General features: G+C 49.3%; 1 pseudogene. It reads left to right on the forward strand.

What is annotated here, in order from left to right:
* Positions 1-97: 97 nt before the first annotated feature.
* Positions 98-288: pseudogene (locus ACFVYJ_RS13735) on the forward strand (hypothetical protein); the annotation flags it as partial.

Below are 288 nucleotides of genomic sequence, written 5' to 3' on the forward strand. Positions count from 1 at the left end.
AACAAAAACAGCCCTAACAATCCGACAAACGCGCCCAAAAAAGTCTTATCTGTGAACCAGCCCTGACCTAAGCGGTCCCTATAGCTATGCGGATGCCGTGGAGCTGGCCTCACCAGCAGTGGTTAATCTCTATACCCGTACGGTCATCAAACAGAGCGTTCACCCATTATTTAACGAGCCGTTTTTTCGGCGTTTTTTTGATGACGACAGCATCGCACAACGCGAACGCATTCAGTCCAGCCTGGGATCAGGTGTATTTCTCAGTGATCAGGGATATATCGCCACCAA

This window comes from Pontibacter sp. JAM-7, from assembly GCF_048548695.2.
Classification (GTDB): Bacteria; Pseudomonadota; Gammaproteobacteria; order Pseudomonadales; family Balneatricaceae; genus Neptuniibacter.